The following is a 17,714-nucleotide window of genomic DNA, read 5'->3' on the forward strand; positions in this document are numbered from 1 at the left end:
CAGTGCGGGGCTTTTCGAATCAGTGGACGTAACGCTAGCTTGTTACAGCTGATCAACCATATATTCGACGGCCACCTGAATTTCTTCATCAGAGCAGCTGGAGCAACCACCCTTGGCCGGCATGGCGTTGAAGCCGTTAATGGCGTGGCTCACCAGTGTTTCCAGCCCCTTATCGACACGACCTTCCCAGGCACCCGCATCGCCCATGATCGGCGCGCCCGCAGCACCGGAAGCATGGCAGGCAGCACAGGCAGCGTCGTAGACCTCATTACCGGCACGAGGTCCAGAGCTGGCGGTTTCAGCCGGCGCGGCTTCCTGCCCACAGTCCTCACCCTGCACACAAACATCGCCAACCGGGGCGATACGAGCGCGGATTTCATCTTCAACATTGGCCATTACGGCACCTGTTGTCAGGCCGAAGCCAAGCAATACGGCAGCCAGGACTCTCTTCATCTTCACAATGCACCTCGCAATTGGGCGTTATAATAATCAGTGGTCGCATTATAGCGACTGCGGCGGGGCAAAAAAACCAAAGTGCAAAATGAACGTCCCGATTCAATCGGTTTCGTTGCCATTTCGTAAGTCAGAAGGCCCTGCCCGTCTATTAGGGGTACCATACACAAAACGGACTCCGAAGGTCGGAATTTATGCCTGACGCGAATCAATCGCAAGCCCATCCATGGCGCAAACCTCTGCTGATCACCGAGTTTTCCGCGCTGGCCGTGCTGCTGGTCTCCATGGCATGGTTTTCCAGCCGCACCGAAAGCGGCGCCGAACTCAGCCCGGCGTGGCTACTGATTCCTGCCGCTGCCAGTCTGGCGGTGTTTATCAGCTTCATCGGTCTGATGTATTTACGCTGGGTGGTCGCTGCGGCCGCGGAGCGAAGAACCCGTCACAAGATTGTTTTTTTACTGCTGGTGATGACCCTGCTTGGCGTCTGGGCCTATGGCATCGCCAATACATGGATCAGCCTCTCCAACGCATAGGGACATTGCAATGCCAACCATTTTCAGCCCAGGGTCCGTAAAAGCCACCGGTCTAATTGTCTGCCTTGGCGCGGTATCGGCCACTGCCGCAGAACCACAGCCACCAACAGAAGCGGGTTTTGACGATCTGTCGCCACAGGACTGCGCGTTAATCAGGGACGGCGTCCAGCGACTGGCCTGCTACGATGCCATCAACAGCCCCCAAGCAGCCCGGGAGCAGGCAACGGAGGAGGAGATCAGGGCCGTCGCGGATTCGGCCGAAACGCTGGAATATGAGGAACTGGCCGACGCAAAAGATGGCGACGAGACCGTTGAGGAGCTGGATACCATGGGCGACGATGAAGGTTCCGGGGTGGCTTCAGCACTTGTGAACCGCGAGGTGGCTGCGGAGAGCGCCATTTTTTCGTTTTCCGGCGGTTTTGTTGGCCACCGCCCGATGTACATTCTGCCATTCAGCTATATGAGAAATGCCAACCGCACACCTGACAGCCCAAGGCTGGGCACCACCCGGTACGATCATGGCATCGACAACCAGGAGGCCAAATACCAGATCAGTTTCAAGGTGCCGCTACTCACCGGCTGGCTTGATAACCGCACCACGCTCTGGTTCGGCTATACCCAGAAGTCGTTCTGGCAGGTTTATAACACGGAGGATTCCGCACCGTTCCGTGAAACCAATTTCGAACCGGAGCTCTTCCTGCGATATGCCCTGGACTATGACATCGGCCCGGGCACCATCAATGGCGTCACGCTGGGCCTGAACCATGCGTCCAACGGCCAGTCCGAGCCCCGTTCCCGCAGCTGGAACCGGATTGTTGGCTCTGCCAATTACAGCTATGACCGCTGGCTGTTCATGGTGCAACCCTGGTATCGGTTGCCGGACAGTGAGGATGACAACGAGGATATCGAGCGGTATGTGGGCCACGCTGATTACAGGGCCGTCTACAAGTGGAGTGAGGACCGCACGCTGTCACTGACGCTGCAGAACAATTTACGTTCCGACAATAACAGGACCTCAGTCGAGCTGGGCTACAGCTTTCCCCTGGGGAGTACGATCAAGGGCTATGTCCAGTATTTCAACGGGTACGGGGAGAGTCTGATTGATTACAATCAGCGGATTCAGCGGATTGGTATCGGAATAATGCTGAACGACTGGCTTTGATTTTGGTGCAAGGCCAATCAGGCGGATAGTGGTGCCAGAAACACGCTGTAAATACGTCCCTGTACGCTTGGGCTCCGCCATCCCTGGCTCCGCACAGTTTCTGGCACCACTATCCGCCTAATTGACCCCGTAATTTTATGGCAGCCTTACTTGTTCAATCGCTCCATCTCCGCCAGCAGCTCTGCCGTTTTTTCCTTCATCAGCGGAATATCACCCCTCGACTCCACGTTCAGGCGAACCACCGGTTCGGTATTGGACATGCGGAGGTTGAAGCGCCAGTCGTCGAATTCGATGCTTGCGCCGTCGACGTGGGAGATGCTTTTAGCGCCCACACTGTATTTGGCCTCGATGGCGGCGATGACCTTGGGCGGGTCGGCGATGGTGCGGTTGATTTCGCCGCTGGCCGGGTAGGCTTCGATGCGGGCGTCGATGAGGGACGATAACGTCTGGCCGGACTGGCACAGGCGTTCAGCCACCAGCAGCCAGGGGATCATGCCACTGTCGCAGTAGGCGAAGTCGCGGAAGTAGTGGTGGGCGCTCATTTCGCCACCGTACACGGCGTCTTCGTCGCGCATGCGTTGTTTGATGAAGGCGTGGCCGGTTTTGCTTTCGATGGCTTCGCCGCCGGCAGCCTTGACCAGGTCGATGGTGTTCCAGGTCAGCCTGGGGTCGTGAATGACCTTGCCGCCGCCGGTCTTGCGGAGGAACTGGTCCGCCAGCAGGCCCACGATGTAGTAGCCTTCGATAAAGCGACCATTTTCGTCAAAGAAAAAGCAGCGGTCGTAATCGCCATCCCAGGCAATGCCCATTGCAGCGCCGTACTCGATGACTGCCTCCGAGGTGACGGCACGGTTTTCTTCGAGGATGGGGTTGGGAACACCGTGGGGGAAGTGGCCGTCGGCCTCGTGGTGCACCTTCACGAAATCAAACGGCAGGTGCTGCTCCAGTTCGTCGATGATCAGTCCCGCACCGCCATTGCCCGCGTTGACCACGATGGTCTTTGGCTTGAGCGACCCGGCATCCACATAGCCCAGCAGATGATCGATGTAGGCGGTGGTAACTTCCCACGGCTCGTAGCGGCCCTGTTCCGGCGCGTCGGCAAAGGGCTCCGGCACGCGGTCGCGGATGTCGTTGAGGCCATTATCGGAGCTGATCGGGCGCGAGTCCGGGCCGACCATTTTCATACCGTTGTGGTCACGGGGGTTATGGCTGGCGGTGACCATGATGCCACCATCCATCTTGTAATGGCTGGTGGCGAAGTAGACCATCTCGGTACCGCACAGGCCAATATCAAAGACGTCGGCGCCGGCCGCCATCAGGCCAGAGCTCAGGGCATCGGCAATTTCAGGGCTGGAAAGGCGGATGTCGTACCCGACGATCACCCGTTTCGCTCCGGTCACTTCCACATAGGCGCGGCCAATACGCTCGGCCAGCTGCGGGTTGAGCTGGTCCGGCACGCGGCCGCGAAGGTCATAGGCTTTAAAGCAGGACAGATCCATTGTCACCTTGGCTTACTCCCCTCCAGAGGACTGGAGCTGTATGTAGTTCTGGATACCCATCTGGGAAATCATTTCCAGTTGGGTTTCAAGCCAGTCGATGTGTTCTTCTTCGCTCTCCAGGATACGCCTGAACAGCTCCCTTGAGCCGTAATCCTTTATCTCGTCGCAGTATGCGACCGCCTCCACATACTCCGCGTGGCCCGCCTGCTCAAGTTTCAGGTCGCAGTGGAGCATCTCCTCCACGTTCTCGCCAATCAGCAACTTGTTCAAGTCCTGGAGGTTGGGCAACCCCTCGAGAAACAGAATACGCTCAATCAGCTGATCAGCGTGCTTCATCTCATCGATTGACTCTTCGTACTCTTTTTCCGCCAGCTTGGTGACACCCCAGTCCTTGTACATACGGGCATGCAGGAAGTACTGATTGATGGCGGTCAGCTCGCTGGCAAGCGCCTTGTTGAGATACTGGATGACTTTTTTGTCGCCTTTCATGACCCTGATCCTTCTTTAATGAATGCTTTAATCCAATAGGATAGACCGTTTAGACGCGATAAAAAATCCCACCTGTAAAGAGGTCGCAAATGGAAAGCAGGGTGACGCGTCGCGCTTCAGGCTGGCTGCGCAAGCATATTGGCCATGGCCAGATAATCCGGGGTTCGGCTCTCACGCAGTATTTGACGCGCACTGCAGGCGCAGCGGCCACACTGGGTGCCGACGCCAAGCTCTTTGCCAAGCTGGCGCATGGAACTGACACCGCTGTCGGCGGCTTCGCGGATTTCTCTGTCTGTCACACCATGGCAAAGACATACGTACATGGGAGTCGCTCACAGGGCCAATGAAAAGTACTGATAATTATTGTCATTTGCATGCGGCTTTGCAAGCCCTGCGAGTGTTTTTTGTGCAGTTAATTGCACCAGCTTTTTTCACATGCTCGTCAAGCGGAACGCCAACGGCAGGATAAAGGCGGTAAAAATACCGGTCAGGCCCATGCCCAGGGAAGCAAAGGCGCCTGCGGTGGGGCCTATTTCAAACGCCCTTGCCGTGCCAATGGCATGGCCATTCAACCCCAGGGCAAAACCGAGGATGCGGGGATCGGTGATGGTGAGCCAGCGGGCGGTGAAGTCGACAAACAGCGTCGCCAGCATCCCGGTAATCAGTAGCCCGCCCATCATCAGCGACACAGAGCCACCGAGCTGCTCGGTAATGCCGATCGCTATGGGTGCCGTCACCGACTTCGGTGCCAGGGAGGCCAGCACTTCCGTTGACGCCCCCAGCGAGGCAGCAATCACCACGGCGTAAACAGCAGCCAGCGTGGCCGCGACCGGCAACGTAAACAGTATAGGCCGCCACAGCGCCCGGATGTGGTGCATCTGCTGGTACAGCGGCACACCCAGCGCCACCGTGGCCGGACCCAGCAGAACTGATAGCCACCGGGAGCCTTCACGATATTCGGCGTAATCGATCTTCAGAATGACAATCATGCCGCTGACCAGCATGGCAGACATCAGGATGGGCGGAAGCCACAGCGGCTGCTTCAGTAGCCTGAAAAGGCGATTACCGGCAAAAAAGGCCCCCAGTGTCAGAACAATCGCCAACGCCGGGCTGGAGGAAAGCAGGCCCAGTAATTCCTGAAAACGGCCGGACAATTCACTCATGGCCGCCACCCTCCGGACCGCTGAAACGCTGCATCAGCCACAGCGTGGTGAGGACACTCAGCAAGGTGCCCACGGCCAGCGCGGCGCCAATCGCCAGCCATTGCCCCGCAAACTCGTCGGCCACAAAAAACACACCCACCACTCCCGGCATGATCAGCAACACCAGTACCGATATCAGCGCCTGGCTTGACCCCGCAAGGCTGTCGCTGATGGACCCCTTGAGCATCAGCAACAGGGTGAGCAGGATCATTCCGATAACGCCGCCACTCACCGGCAACGCCAGCAATACCCTGAGGGCCTCACCGGCAATAAAGAACCCCGTCAAAACCAGAAAACCGTTCAACATCGACATGGCTGTTGTTTCTCTGCTGGATATTTGATTTACACTGGTGCCCCGTCCGGCCAATCAAAACAGGAAGCCCAATGGCTCTCAAGGCAACCATCTTCAAGGCGACGCTCAATATCGCTGACATGGACAGGCACTACTATGCTGACCACCACCTCACCCTCGCCCGCCATCCGTCGGAGACTGACGAGCGCATGATGATACGCCTGCTGGCCTTCATACTGAACGCCAGTGAAAGCCTGGAATTCACCAAGGGCATCAGCACGGATGACGAGCCGGACCTGTGGCAGAAAAGCCTGAGCGACGAGATCGAACTGTGGATCGAGCTCGGCCTGCCGGACGAGAGCCGTCTGCGCAAGGCCTGCAACCGTGCGGACCAGGTTATCCTGTATACCTATGGCGGTCGTGCCGTGCCCCTGTGGTGGGAAAAACACCGGGGCAAACTGGCCCGCTTCAGCAACCTCACCATCGTCAACCTGCCACCGGAAGCCACCGAGCCCCTTGCCGACCTGGCGGAACGCGGCATGAACCTGCAGTGCACCATCCAGGACGGAACCGTGAATATCGGCAACGAGCAAGCCCTCGTCAGCCTGACGCCCGAGCTCCTCCATCCTGAATAAAAATCCACCACCCGGGTCTACCAGAACGATACAGTTTACGTTAAGGTAAACTCTGGTCGACGCTGGCCGGAGCCGCACCAGGTTCCGTCAGTTTGGCTATACTCATAAAACACCGACACCCTCACAAGGGGTGTTTTGTTCCTCAGGCCACTACCCCAGGAAGAGGATTATGACAACAACAAAAGCCAGAGTTGTTTATTCCCCGGTATTTACCGATGGTGCGGAATTCCGGATTCCCACCTTCAAACTACTGAAGCAGGACGGTTCCCTCTACAAGGGTGCCAAGGCCCCTGACCTCGATAAAGACAAAGCCCTGCGCATATATCGCGCGATGGTTACCACCCGAATTCTCGATGAACGCATGCTTGCCGCCCAGCGCCAGGGGCGTCTGAGCTTCTACATGCAGTGCACCGGCGAGGAAGCTGCCGTGGTCGGCAGTGCCGCCGCACTGGACGACGCCGACATGATCATGGCGCAGTACCGTGAGCAGGGTGCACTGGCCTATCGCGGCTTCACCATCGATGAGTTCATGAACCAGCTGTTCGGCAATGAACTGGACTACGGCAAAGGCCGCCAGATGCCGGTTCACTATGGTTCCAGCAAGCTGAACTACATGACTATCTCATCGCCTTTGGCCACCCAGATCCCCCAGGCCACCGGTTATGCCTACGGCCAGAAACTGGCCGGCGACGGCCACTGCACCATTACCTATTTCGGCGAAGGTGCCGCCTCGGAAGGGGACTTTCACGCTGCCCTGAACATGGCGGCCGTGCACCGGGTTCCGGTGATTTTCCTCTGTCGCAACAACGGCTACGCCATCTCCACACCGGCCGCCGAACAGTTTGCCGCCGATGGTGTTGCGCCCCGCGCCTACGGTTACAAGATGGATGTGATCCGGGTGGATGGCAACGACATCCTGGCTGTCCACGAAGCCACCAGAGCGGCACGCACCCTGGCGGTAGAACACAATCGCCCGGTGCTGATTGAAACCATGACCTATCGCCTGGCTGCGCACTCTTCCTCCGATGACCCATCCGGCTACCGCAGCAAGGACGAAGAAGCCGTGTGGCGTGAAAAAGATCCCATCCTGCGGATGCGCCTCTGGCTCGAGAGCAAGAAGTGGTGGAGCGAGGATGACGAGAAACAGCTGCAGGAAAACATGCGCCGCGAGGTTCTGGAAACCATGAAGCGGGCACAAAAGCGCCCGCCACCGGCGCTGGATACCCTGGTCAGCGATGTCTACGACGAGGTGCCGCCAGCCCTGGCCGAACAGTTCGACAGCCTCAAGTCTCACATCCGCCGGCATCCGGACGCCTATCCCAAGAGCGCCGAACACGCCAAGGGAGGGCTCTGATATGACACAGATGAATATGCTTCAGGCCATCAACAACGCCCTCGATACCGCCATGGCCGCCAACGAGCGCGTGCTGTGTTTCGGTGAGGACGTGGGCGTTTTTGGTGGCGTTTTCCGGGCCACCAGCAACCTGCAACAGAAATACGGCAAGGCCCGCTGCTTCAACACGCCACTGGTGGAGCAAGGCATCATCGGCTTTGCCAACGGCCTCGCGGCTCAGGGTTCGGTGCCGGTCGCCGAGATACAGTTTGCCGATTACATCTTCCCGGCCTTTGACCAGATCGTGAACGAGTCGGCCAAGTTCCGCTACCGCTCGGGCAACCTGTTCAATGTGGGCGGGCTGACCATTCGCGCCCCCTACGGCGGCGGTATCGCCGGCGGGCTCTATCACTCGCAATCGCCCGAGGCCTACTTTGCCCATACACCGGGCCTGAAAGTTGTAGTCCCGCGCAACCCCCATCAGGCCAAGGGCCTGTTGCTGGCTGCCATCCACGATCAGAACCCGACCCTGTTCTTTGAGCCCAAACGGCTCTATCGCGCCTCAGTGGGCGAGGTGCCGGACGAAGACTACCGCCTGCCCCTGGGAGAAGCCGAAGTGCTCAAGGAAGGCACGGATATAACCGTGCTGGGCTGGGGCGCACAGATGGAAGTGATTGAACACGCCGTCGAGATGGCGGAAAAAGAAGGCGTTTCCTGTGAAGTCATCGACCTGAGAACCATCCTGCCGTGGGATGTGGAAACCGTGGCCAACTCGGTGTTCAAGACCGGGCGGCTGGTGGTTACCCACGAAGCCCCGCTGACCGGCGGCTTCGCCGGTGAGATTGCGGCGACGATACAGGAGCGCTGCTTCCTGTACCTGGAGTCCCCGATCGCACGGGTGACCGGGATGGACACACCCTTCCCTCTGGTGCTGGAAAAAGAGCACCTGCCCAATCACCTGAAGGTCTATGAGGCCATCAGGTCGAGCGTGGAATTCTAGGTTGATATCAGGACAGGAGAGCAATCATGAGTGATTTTATACTGCCCGATATCGGCGAAGGTATCGTGGAGTGCGAACTGGTCAAATGGCTGGTCAGCGAAGGGGATGTCATCGAAGAGGACCAGCCGGTTGCCGAGGTGATGACCGACAAGGCCCTGGTGGAAATCCCGGCGCCCTATAAAGGCCGGGTGACCCGCCTCTATCACAAGGAAGGCGACATCGCGAAGGTCCACGCTCCGCTGTTCGAGTTGGTGGAAGACGGCGACGACAGTGACCAGGACGCAGCGCCTCAAACACCACCGAAAGAAGCAGGAGCTACCACGAACGAAGCAGAGCCTGTGCAGGAAACCTCCGGCACCACCACGGTCAATGACGATGAAACCGAAGACTTTATCCTCCCCGATATCGGCGAAGGCATCGTCGAATGCGAGGTGGTGGAATGGCGTGTGGCCGAAGGTGACGAGATCGAGGAAGACCAGCCCGTGGTCGATGTCATGACCGATAAGGCCATGGTCGAAATTACCGCGCCCAAGGCAGGCCGCGTCACCAGGCTTTACCACAAGCAGCAGGAGATGGCCCGGGTGCATTCTCCGCTGTTTGCGTTTGTTCCCCGCGACCGTGACGAGCCCACCGAGGCAAAAGCTGCATCGAAGCCGGCACCGGAACCCTCAGCGGCCACCGCCAAACCCGTTTCGACAGGAACCCGGCAGCGGATTCCTGCCAGCCCCGCTGTGCGCCGCCTGGTACGGGAGCATAATCTGAACCTGACGGATATCGCCGGTTCCGGCAAGGATGGCCGGGTGCTGAAGGCCGATGTGCTGGCACACCTGGACAAGCCAACCGCGCCGTCACAGAGCCAGGAAGGCACGGATGAATCGCAGCCAGCAAGCCGGGGCCGCGGAGGCCGCATGCCGGAGCGTGAGCAGGAAGTCCGGATCGAACCGATCAAGGGCATGAAAGCGGCAATGGCCCGCAGCATGGTCAAGTCGGCAACGACGATCCCCCACTTCATCTACAGCGAAGACATCGACGTTACGGACCTGCTGAAACTGCGGGAGCAGCTCAAACCGGAAGCCGAAGCCAGAAGCTCGCGGCTGACACTGATGCCCTTCGTCATGAAGGCCATGGCCCTGGCGGTTCAGGAGTTCCCGGTACTCAACAGCCGCGTCAACGACGACGTTACGGAGATTCATTATCTGCCCAACTGCAATATCGGCATGGCGGTGGATGGCAAGGCGGGGCTGATGGTCCCCAACGTCAAGAGCGTTGAGAGTCTGACCCTGCTGGGCATTGCCGACGAAGTGGCGCGCCTGACCGAAGCAGCCCGCTCTGGCCGGGTGAGCCAGGAGGACCTCAAGGGCGGCACCATCACCATCTCCAACATTGGCGCACTGGGCGGCACCTACGCCTCGCCCATCATCAATGCGCCAGAAGTGGCGATTGTGGCTCTCGGCCGTACCCAGAAACTGCCACGCTTCGATGCCAATGGCCAGGTGGTGGAACGAGCCATCATGACCGTAAGCTGGGCGGGTGACCACCGCATCATCGATGGCGGCACCATTGCGCGTTTCTGCAATCGCTGGAAGGGTTATCTGGAATCGCCGCAATCAATGCTGCTGCATCTGGGCTGACAGGGCATCATGGCGCAGAAGACACAGCTTCAGCAGTTCTACATACCTGAAGAGCAGTCGATCTATCTGCTCAGCCATGACGATGCCAAGAAGCTCAAGGACTGGGTAGCGCTGTGCGCCGCCCAGCTCCGCCAACTGGGTTACCTCGACATCGAACTGATCGGCAAGGGCGCCTACGGCTTCGTGTTCGCAGGCCGCCTGCCAAGCCCGGACCACACCGGCCCCGAGCACGTCTTCAAGTTCACCCGCATCAACCTGCCCCAGCACCTGCAGGACCGCCTGGAGGACGAAGCCTACATCCTCGAACAGGTCCGGCATCCCAGGGTACCCCGGCTGATTGCCTATCAACGGGCGCACAACCAGCCCATCCTGGTGATGGAACGGGCAGCCGGCCTTAACCTGGAGGAAGTCTCCCTGCGCGAGGGTCGCCTGAAACCCCGGTTGGTAATGCGAATCGCTGACCAGCTTGGCGACATTCTGCGCAACCTGCGCCGCGAGAACGGCCCTGCCGGGCGCCCTATCGTGCATGGCGACATCAAGCCATCCAACCTGGTGTTCGACGCCAGCACCGAGAACATCGCCCTTATCGACTGGGGCTCGTCGGTGTTCGCGCAGCTCGACGCCAACCAGCAGTTCCTCACCACCAATGTCATGGAACTGATGTCCGACAACCTGCAGCAGACCAACGCACGGCTGGGCGATGTCTATTTCATTGGCGAGGAGCAGCTCAACGGTGGCCTGTCGTCCCCGCGTTTCGATGAACAGGGCGCGGCAGGAACTCTCTACGCGCTGGCTTCCGGCCAGTCGTGCCGCTTCGGGCACCAGGCGATTCCCGCCACCTCTCTAGGCTTGCCCATGGAATTCGCCCGCATGCTCGATGGCATGCTGTCCCCGGACCCGGAGAAGCGCCGGCAAGCTGGTGACTACTATTTGAGTGAAATGCCCCGAATGGCCCGCACAGTGATGATCGATCTGCCGGAGCCTCCGCCAAACCCGTTGGTACCGGTCTGGACACGGGCCTCGGATCACGAGATCGATACCGTGGTGTACAGCTCACGCAAATCCTTCCTGCGACAGGAAGGGGCCCCGGAAACCCTCAATGACGTCAACGATGTTCAGCTGGACCGCTACTACAAGAACTTCATGCAGGGCATGGGCGAGACGGAGAAGGCATTCCTGGCCGCTGTCAGCCGGCTCGGGCGATACCCGGTTGAAGGCGGCCTCGCCGTGCGCTGGGAGAGCGACGGCGTCTATATTGATACGTCGCTGAACCTGCACGACCCCGCTCTCAAGACCGCCTTTACCCGGGCCGTCAACAACATGGTGCACCTGGCCCAGGCCATCTACCGCCAGGGCATTTTCAAGAGCTGCCTGTTCAACGCCCGCAACACCCTGCACATCGACCGCGACGAGCCGGACCAGCCGTTCGTCACCGAACCCGGCATGCGACTGCGCTACGAGGTCAGCGCAGCGCCGGAGGTAGAAGACGAATCAAGGGTGCATTCCTACTTCGAGGACGGCCCCGACCCGGAAGAATTCCTGGTGCTGCCGCAAACCATCATCAGCGCGCTGGAATCCCTCAACGATATCCACCACACCGGCATGATCATCTTCGAGGCTCTGCCCCGCCATCTCAAGATCCACAGCCACTACCGACTGCTGGACCCCGAGCGGGAAGGCGAATTCTCCCGCCTGCTCGAGGAAATCCTTTCCTCAGTAGACAGGATCACCGGCCTGGGCGTTTCCGGCTTCATGAAAATGCCCTACAAGGACACCCGCTTCTTCCCTCACATAGAACGCCTTCCCGAACGCTACTACCCCAGAAACCCCAGAGCCGAAGCCGATCCCGCCTGAATGCCCTGGCAGGTTAAACCCGCGGCAACAGGACTGGACAGAACACCCCATCACACGTAAGATTGCGCACTCGAAATTGATGCCACGGCGTTGATTCCGACACCCGCCCGTAGCTCAGCTGGATAGAGCGCCGCCCTCCGGAGGCGGAGGTCAGAGGTTCGAATCCTCTCGGGCGGGCCATATTTTTCAAGGGCTTACGTCAAAACGTAGGCCCTTTTTTATTTTCCTGTGTCCAAAGCCCAACAGGGTTGCCCGACGCTCATTAAACACCACCTCCCAACCTCCCCGGCTCGAACACTCCGTTCCCAGGTACCAGCTTTCGTGCCGTCTATGATTGCCTTTAACCGTATTTCGGATGAGAGATTCATCAGGGATATGTTTTTGAATCATTCCCGCAAACTCAAGATCAATAGTTGCTGCAAAATGTGTGTTTTAGTTTCCAAGTCTCGGAAGACAGCATTCGGGAAGAAACTTGGCCAGCAACCTTGGCATTACGATCATCAGGCCTGGCCGGCTAAAGTCAGCTTCCAGGTGTCAGGCAATAGCCCGTCAATGGCATTGTTCTTCTGGATCGGCAGGGCTGCCAGTATATCCTTCAGATAAGCATAGGGGTCATGCCTGTTCAGCTTGGCTGACTGGATCAGTGTCATCAAAGCCACAGAACGCTGACCATTGCGTAGCGATCCTGCGAACAGCCAGTTGTTCTTGTTATGCTGAATTCAGCATAGCCGTTCCCATCGGTTTTTATGTCTAAACTTTAGCTACGGCACTTGGGCAAATAAGTTAGGGGGGGTTGCCGCGTTATGGGCTACAAGCTAAAACGCAACAAAACGGTACAGAAGAGCATTCGCCGTGTAGGCGCCGAGCAGATCGATAAGGCCATTGGCGAGATCGACGACCCCAAACTGGACCGTCACGCGGCGGTTCACCAGGTTCGCAAGCGCTGCAAGAAATTACGCGCCCTGGTACGGTTGGTGCGACCCGCGCTGGGCAAAACCTACAAACATGAAAATAAACGCTTCCGCGACGTCGCCCGCAATCTGGCCGGCATGAGGGATGAACAATCAATGGTGGAAGCTCTTGAGCGGCTGTTGGCAACGCTCGACGTGGCTGAGCGCAAGAAGTTCGACGGCGTACTGGGTGAGCTCAGGGCAAGACGGGATGCAACCGCGGCCTCCACCGAGCAGGACCCCGAGTTACTGCTGGCCGACGCCAGGCAGTCGCTGGTAAAGGCCCGTCGCGAGGTTGACCAGTGGCAGTTGGATGCCAAAGACTTTCAAGCGGTGAGTGGCGGTTTCCTACAGACTTACAAACGCGGCCGCAAGGCCGTCAAGCGGGCGTTCAGGAGCGGTGCCGCCAGCGATTTTCACCAATGGCGCAAGCGGGTCAAATACCACACCCATCATTTGAGGCTGCTGCGCCCACTCTGGCCGCAGGTCAACGAAGCCTGGCAAATGGAGAGCAAAGACCTGGCGGATATTCTGGGAGAAGACCACGACCTGGCAATGCTCGACGCCCTGTTGGAATCCGGGGATGAGAACCTGGCAGGAGACAAAACGCGGAAGCGCCTGCAAAAAATCATCCAGAAGCAGCAGCAGCGCCTGCGTGGGGAGGCTTGGGAGATCGGCCAACGGCTCCACGCCGAGAAGCCCAAGGCGCTGAAGAAACGCTGGGAGCGCTACTGGCATGCCTGGCAGGTGTCTGCCCATTAGTCCAGGCGCCGGAATGATCTCCGCGACATTGTCGATCCAGCATTTACCCAAACGCAAAGACAGTATCAGCGCTGCTGAAGGGACGCCTGGGAAATCTGGCTTTCAGCCGGCACACTCTGAGTCAGCCACACATTACCTCCGATGACCGATGCTCGCCCAATAGTGATCCGGCCCAGAATCGTGGCGCCAGCGTATATCACCACGTCATCTTCGACGATCGGGTGCCGGGGTTCCCCCTTGGTCAGGGAACCGGTCTCATCCTCCTTGAACCTGACGGCGCCCAGGGTCACGTTCTGATAAAGCCGCACCCTGTCACCAATGACCGCCGTCTCGCCAATTACAACACCCGTGCCATGGTCGATGAAAAAAGAACGGCCGATAGTCGCGCCCGGGTGAATGTCGATGCCCGTGGCGGAGTGGGCCTTCTCGGCGATAATCCGGGCAATGATAGGCAGACCAGCCTGATAGAGGGCATGGGCAAGCCGATGGTGAATCAGCGCGTGGACGCCGGGGTATGAAATCAGCACCTCATCGACACAGGTGGCGGCAGGGTCACCACTGTAAGCAGCGAGTACGTCATCATCCAGCTTCCGTCTTAACGCGGGAAGTTCTCCAATCAGATCGCCCACCAGTTTACCGGCCTCATGCCGAAGCGTCTCTGTCGCCTGCTGGTTGCGATCGGCGTAGCACAGTTCAAGACAGGTCTGAACGACCAACTCACGCTCAACCGTACCCAGGCTGTAAGCGACAAAGTGGTTTTCCCGCTCTTTGGTAAGGTCCGGAGGACCAAGACGCATGGGAAACAGGATCGCGCACAGTGAATCAACTACATTGTGTATTGCCTGATTGGACGGCAGTTCACGGCTGCCGAGGTCCAGCTCCCGCCCCTGATGTTCCCGCCAGTTATGGCGGGCAAGACGAAGCTCGTTGGTAACCCGGTCAATGACGCTTTTTTCCTGTTTCAAATCGCTTTCCTCTCGTGGGTGCGCTGCCCCCTTCAAAGAGGGTGTTTTCATGTTCAAATGATAGCGTTTCGATACTACATTGACTAACTTCCATTGTTTCAATAGGGTCGATGCAAAGCTGATTCAAATGAGGCTTGTATGGACACACTCTTTGAACGGCGTGATGCGCCGGAGACTACCGAACCATGATCTCGACCCTCGAAGAACTTGCACCCCTGGCAGACTATTCACTGATGGACGGTCTCAACAGCGACCCCGACGCGAATGCCAGCGGAGATGATCACGCCCCACGCCAGGTTTTCTCGGGCCACTATGTCCCCGTCAGCCCCACGCCTATCGAAGCTCCCGATTACGTCGCCCACAGCCACACCCTGTTCCGTGAACTCGGCTTCGCCGACAGCATGGCGCAGTCGGCCAACTTCGTCCGAGCCTTCTCCGGCGACCTTTCGCTGGTTCCTGAGCCAATGCGCAAGGTCGGCTGGGCCTGTGGTTACGCCCTTTCCATCTATGGCACCGAATATACCCAGCAGTGTCCCTTCCAGACCGGCAACGGCTACGGGGACGGCAGGGCAGTCTCCGTACTTGAAGCCGTCATCGACGGTCGACGCTGGGAAATGCAGCTAAAAGGTGCCGGCCGGACGCCATACTGCCGCGGTGCTGATGGACGGGCGGTTCTGCGATCGAGTGTGCGGGAGTTCCTGGCACAGGAACATATGCACGCGCTCGGAGTGCCAACGTCACGATCCCTGAGTCTGTTCGTTTCGAAAACCGAGAGGGTCCGGCGCCCCTGGTACTCGGAGGGCTCCCGCTCCATGGAACCGGACCATATGATCTCAGAGCCGGTCGCCATTTCGACGCGGGTTGCCCCGTCCTTCATCCGCGTGGGCCAACTGGAGCTCTTTGCTCGCCGTGCCCGCAGGAAAGCGCACCCGCAGGCGATGGAAGAGCTAGAAAAGCTGGTGTTGCACCTGGTCGATCGCGAATACGGTGACGTTATCGACACTGAATTAGATACTGCACAAAAAGTGGTATTGCTTGCACGGGAGTTCCGCAGCCGGCTCACCGCTCTGGTGGCGAACTGGATTCGCGTCGGCTACTGCCAGGGCAACTTCAACAGTGACAACTGCGCCGCCGGTGGCTTCACACTCGACTACGGACCTTTCGGGTTCTGCGAGGTGTTTAACCCTCATTACCAGCCCTGGACAGGTGGCGGACATCACTTCTCGTTCCTGAACCAGCCGGCGGCGGCAGAACGCAACTTCCAGAGTTTCTGTTCGGCGTTGCGGCCGTTACTGACCGCCCACCATGACTGTTTGCTGCAACTCGAAGAGATTCAGAATGATTTTGCAGAGGTGATGCAGGCGCAAATGGAAACGATGTGGGCTGCCAAGCTGGGGCTTGACGCATTTAACGCGGAGTTGTTCAACGAGCTTGAAACGCTGATGGCGCATACCCCTGTGGATTACACTGTCTTTTTCCGAGAGCTCTCAAACGTACCTGACGACATTCGCCCACTCCAAAAAAGCTTTTACAAAAACCTCAATAATGCAGACGCCGCAAAACCATGGATGCAAGGGGCGGCGCCCGAGGGGATCGAAAAGCGCTGGTCAGAATGGCTCACAAAATGGAAATCACTCGCTGGCATCGGCAGCACAGCCGCCGCAAATGGGACCAATCTCCGCTCCCGTGAAGAGCTCGCCAAAAAGATGAAACTCGTCAACCCGAAATACTCATTGCGCGAATGGTTCGTTGTGCCTGCCTATCAGCAGGCGTCCGAAGGCAACTACGCGCCAATTCGGGAGGTTCAGCAAGTCATGACCCGGCCATACGCCGAACAATCGAAAGAAACAGAGGAGAAATACTACCGACTGAAGCCGGCGGAGTTCTTCGATGTCGGTGGCCTGTCCTTTTACAGCTGTTCGTCGTGACTGACGCAGTAAAGGAAAAGTTGATCAAGGCTATTTAGGTAGGAAGTGCAGTGGTCAACTAATCCTGACCCTATTTCAAGTTTTCTTCTTCAATCGCCCTGGATTCGTGCCGGTCAATCTGCCGGCGAAAACCGCTGCACCGCACAACGAATCCGCCTCGGATAGGCGTAACACCATCCGCATCGCGCCTACCTGTTTGCCAACAAACGGGGCAACCGGATGAAGGTCCTGATCCACGATGGGCTGGGTATCTGGCTGTGTGCCCGCCGGCCCAGTCAGCCAAGCTGAACGGGCATGATCCGTATGTCTACCTGAAGGATGTGCTGAGCCGCTTGCCGACGCAGGAGAACAACGCCATCGACGAACTGTTGCCTCACAACTGGAAGCCTTTCTCAGGTCCTTCCAATAAGGTCAATCGTGGTGATTGATATGGCTTTTTCCCATCAGGAACAGCGAAGCAGCCAAGGCTAATACCGAAAGTGCCAAATAGATGATATCCAGTGGAGTCAAGAAGCGAATATCCACAACCGCTCTGAAGAACTCGATAATCACCGCTAGGATAACCACACGAACAATCTTGTTCTTAAGCTCGTCAAACGACTGAACGTTAAAAGGATGACTCCTACCACTCTCTTCTGACGCCTCGATGGGCGACACAAAAAGCCGGTATATGCCCAGTCCGAAAATGAGCAGGACAACAGCGATCAAATAGATATCAATTGCAATGATGATGTCAGTCACCAAGAACTCATGGATATCTTCTGTACTTGTGCCGAGGTAATAATTAACGGTAGCCATTACAAGTTGGATAATATCCATAGTTCCCACAACGAATAACGTCAGAGAACCCAGAAGACTGGCGAGTACCGCAATAAGCACCAGAAAACGGGAGTGCCACAAAAACTGCTCGAACTTTTTTTCTAGGGAATTCATTAATGATCTAACCTGAAATTGTTAATTTTGCAGTTGCTACCGCAGTGATACTTTGGTCGTTTTTTAGGCGCTCGGTATACGAGCCGGGTAAAC

18 protein-coding genes, 1 tRNA gene and 2 pseudogenes are annotated in these 17,714 nt (G+C 57.9%); 12 read left to right on the forward strand and 9 right to left on the reverse strand.

What is annotated here, in order from left to right; translation table 11 throughout:
* Nucleotides 1–42 precede the first annotated feature (42 nt).
* The gene (locus DIT71_RS03590; RefSeq protein ID WP_114611850.1) at nt 43–453 is read right to left on the reverse strand and encodes a c-type cytochrome; all 411 of its coding nucleotides are present in this window, start codon (nt 451–453) and stop codon (nt 43–45) included.
* A 194-nt stretch (nt 454–647) separates the two neighbouring features.
* Here DIT71_RS03590 and DIT71_RS03595 point away from each other — a divergent pair, with 194 nt between their 5' ends.
* Together DIT71_RS03595 and DIT71_RS03600 are read left to right on the forward strand one after the other, a co-directional pair.
* The gene (locus DIT71_RS03595) at nt 648–986 is read left to right on the forward strand and encodes a hypothetical protein (RefSeq protein ID WP_114611851.1); all 339 of its coding nucleotides are present in this window, start codon (nt 648–650) and stop codon (nt 984–986) included.
* Nucleotides 987–996: 10 nt separating this feature from the next.
* On the forward strand, nt 997–2,148 hold the full coding sequence (locus DIT71_RS03600; protein ID WP_114611852.1) for a phospholipase A: 1,152 nt from the start codon (nt 997–999) through the stop codon (nt 2,146–2,148).
* A 146-nt stretch (nt 2,149–2,294) separates the two neighbouring features.
* On the opposite strand, the gene DIT71_RS03605 is transcribed toward DIT71_RS03600, so the two are convergent.
* The 5 genes from DIT71_RS03605 to DIT71_RS03625 all read right to left on the reverse strand — a co-directional run bounded on the left by DIT71_RS03605 (nt 2,295) and on the right by DIT71_RS03625 (nt 5,651).
* A complete protein-coding gene (locus DIT71_RS03605) occupies nt 2,295–3,647 on the reverse strand; it encodes a phosphohexomutase domain-containing protein (RefSeq protein WP_114611853.1) in 1,353 nt (450 codons plus the stop codon).
* 12 nt (nt 3,648–3,659) lie between these two features.
* A complete protein-coding gene (bfr, locus tag DIT71_RS03610) occupies nt 3,660–4,136 on the reverse strand; it encodes a bacterioferritin (RefSeq protein ID WP_114611854.1) in 477 nt (158 codons plus the stop codon).
* 116 nt (nt 4,137–4,252) lie between these two features.
* Nucleotides 4,253–4,459: a bacterioferritin-associated ferredoxin gene (locus DIT71_RS03615; RefSeq protein ID WP_114611855.1), complete on the reverse strand. Its 207-nt coding sequence runs from the start codon at nt 4,457–4,459 to the stop codon at nt 4,253–4,255.
* A 108-nt stretch (nt 4,460–4,567) separates the two neighbouring features.
* Nucleotides 4,568–5,299 (reverse strand): LrgB family protein, encoded by a 732-nt coding sequence (locus DIT71_RS03620; RefSeq protein ID WP_114611856.1) that lies wholly within the window; start codon nt 5,297–5,299, stop codon nt 4,568–4,570.
* Complete coding sequence (locus DIT71_RS03625; RefSeq protein WP_114611857.1) at nt 5,292–5,651, reverse strand: CidA/LrgA family protein; 360 nt, start codon at nt 5,649–5,651, stop codon at nt 5,292–5,294. Before DIT71_RS03625 ends, DIT71_RS03620 begins: the two co-directional genes overlap by 8 nt.
* Nucleotides 5,652–5,722: 71 nt before the next feature.
* Here DIT71_RS03625 and DIT71_RS03630 point away from each other — a divergent pair, with 71 nt between their 5' ends.
* The 6 genes from DIT71_RS03630 (at nt 5,723) to DIT71_RS03655 (ending at nt 12,263) form a co-directional block, all read left to right on the forward strand.
* Complete coding sequence (locus DIT71_RS03630) at nt 5,723–6,265, forward strand: YaeQ family protein (protein WP_114611858.1); 543 nt, start codon at nt 5,723–5,725, stop codon at nt 6,263–6,265.
* Between the two features lie 169 nt (nt 6,266–6,434).
* Nucleotides 6,435–7,619, forward strand: a complete 1,185-nt coding sequence (locus DIT71_RS03635; protein WP_114611859.1) for a thiamine pyrophosphate-dependent dehydrogenase E1 component subunit alpha — start codon at nt 6,435–6,437, stop codon at nt 7,617–7,619.
* Between the two features lies 1 nt (nt 7,620).
* Nucleotides 7,621–8,598, forward strand: a complete 978-nt coding sequence (locus tag DIT71_RS03640) for an alpha-ketoacid dehydrogenase subunit beta (protein WP_114611860.1) — start codon at nt 7,621–7,623, stop codon at nt 8,596–8,598.
* A 26-nt stretch (nt 8,599–8,624) separates the two neighbouring features.
* Nucleotides 8,625–10,229 carry a dihydrolipoyllysine-residue acetyltransferase gene (locus DIT71_RS03645; protein ID WP_114611861.1) on the forward strand — a complete coding sequence of 535 codons (1,605 nt, stop codon included), beginning with the start codon at nt 8,625–8,627 and terminating at the stop codon, nt 10,227–10,229.
* 9 nt (nt 10,230–10,238) lie between these two features.
* Entirely contained in the window at nt 10,239–12,083 is a 1,845-nt protein-coding gene (locus tag DIT71_RS03650) for a protein kinase domain-containing protein (protein WP_114611862.1), read from the forward strand.
* A gap of 103 nt (nt 12,084–12,186) precedes the next feature.
* Nucleotides 12,187–12,263 (forward strand) — tRNA-Arg (locus tag DIT71_RS03655).
* 320 nt (nt 12,264–12,583) lie between these two features.
* Here the strand turns inward: DIT71_RS03655 and DIT71_RS03660 are convergent.
* Nucleotides 12,584–12,790, reverse strand: a pseudogene (locus DIT71_RS03660) (transposase domain-containing protein); the annotation flags it as partial.
* Between the two features lie 96 nt (nt 12,791–12,886).
* Here DIT71_RS03660 and DIT71_RS03665 point away from each other — a divergent pair.
* The gene (locus DIT71_RS03665; RefSeq protein ID WP_114611863.1) at nt 12,887–13,795 is read left to right on the forward strand and encodes a CHAD domain-containing protein; all 909 of its coding nucleotides are present in this window, start codon (nt 12,887–12,889) and stop codon (nt 13,793–13,795) included.
* A gap of 65 nt (nt 13,796–13,860) precedes the next feature.
* On the opposite strand, the gene epsC is transcribed toward DIT71_RS03665, so the two are convergent.
* Nucleotides 13,861–14,760 carry a serine O-acetyltransferase EpsC gene (gene epsC, locus DIT71_RS03670; protein ID WP_199490945.1) on the reverse strand — a complete coding sequence of 300 codons (900 nt, stop codon included), beginning with the start codon at nt 14,758–14,760 and terminating at the stop codon, nt 13,861–13,863.
* A 185-nt stretch (nt 14,761–14,945) separates the two neighbouring features.
* On the opposite strand from epsC, the gene DIT71_RS03675 reads away from it, so the two are divergent.
* The 3 genes and pseudogenes from DIT71_RS03675 to DIT71_RS03685 all read left to right on the forward strand — a co-directional run.
* Nucleotides 14,946–16,688 (forward strand): protein adenylyltransferase SelO, encoded by a 1,743-nt coding sequence (locus tag DIT71_RS03675; protein ID WP_114611864.1) that lies wholly within the window; start codon nt 14,946–14,948, stop codon nt 16,686–16,688.
* A 219-nt stretch (nt 16,689–16,907) separates the two neighbouring features.
* Nucleotides 16,908–16,976 carry a hypothetical protein gene (locus tag DIT71_RS18500; protein WP_406565100.1) on the forward strand — a complete coding sequence of 23 codons (69 nt, stop codon included), beginning with the start codon at nt 16,908–16,910 and terminating at the stop codon, nt 16,974–16,976.
* Nucleotides 16,958–17,116 (forward strand): annotated as a pseudogene (locus DIT71_RS03685) (transposase domain-containing protein); the annotation flags it as partial. The gene DIT71_RS18500 and the pseudogene DIT71_RS03685, both read left to right, overlap by 19 nt.
* Here DIT71_RS03685 and DIT71_RS03690 read toward each other — a convergent pair.
* On the reverse strand, nt 17,100–17,621 hold the full coding sequence (locus DIT71_RS03690; RefSeq protein ID WP_114611865.1) for a YqhA family protein: 522 nt from the start codon (nt 17,619–17,621) through the stop codon (nt 17,100–17,102). The pseudogene DIT71_RS03685 and the gene DIT71_RS03690 overlap by 17 nt on opposite strands.
* Nucleotides 17,622–17,714 lie beyond the last annotated feature (93 nt).

The organism is Marinobacter vulgaris, assembly GCF_003344045.1.
GTDB lineage: Bacteria > Pseudomonadota > Gammaproteobacteria > Pseudomonadales > Oleiphilaceae > Marinobacter > Marinobacter vulgaris.